This is a genomic window from Acidovorax sp. HMWF018, assembly GCF_003061035.1.
GTDB lineage: Bacteria > Pseudomonadota > Gammaproteobacteria > Burkholderiales > Burkholderiaceae_C > Acidovorax > Acidovorax delafieldii.
The window spans coordinates 1-678 of the sequence record NZ_QAIM01000647.1 but is presented as its reverse complement, the minus strand read 5'-3'; positions in this window follow the sequence as shown (position 1 = coordinate 678).

The window sequence follows — 678 nt, the reverse complement described above, 5'->3', positions numbered from 1 at the left end:
GTTGCGGGGTGCGCCGTGGAACTCGCTTTGCGCTGCGCGCGCCGCTCAGACATCCACGGCGAGTCAGTTGACGAGGCATGGGCGCTCCGACGCCCATGCTCACCCCGCAACCGCCCCGCCGCAGGCGCAGCCAGCAGGGGGTGGACAGCCGAACAACCAAACAACCAAACAACCAAACAACCAAACAACCAAACAGCCGGACATCCATTCGGGCCATTGCTGCGCTGGGCCCAGGCTGCGCAGCGCGAGGCGCTTGCGCCCGCGATCCGGGGCCGAGCGCAGCAATGGCCCGTGTGGATGTTCTGCTCCTCAGGCCCCTCTGGATGCGCCGAGGAGCGCAGGGTTTGGCGGATCAGGGCTCGCGTGTGTCTGAGCGACGCGCAGCGGCGCGAGTTGAGCGAGACCCCGCCAAACCCGAGCACCGCAGGTTGCCCCGTAGCGTCAGCGCAGGGGACGCAGACAGTGGGGTCGCTTTCTCTTTGGTGACTTTCTTTTGGCGAGACAAGAGAAAGTTACTCGCCTGCCGGGCGACTCCCGGCCTCCGCCCTTCATCAAGGCATGCCGTTAATCGGGCAAACAGCCCTTTGCACGGAGGGAGAGTGCTTCAAAAAGCATAGCTGCCAGCGCATATCCCACTAGCACATCCAGCCAAAATCACCCAAAAAAGATCACATCACC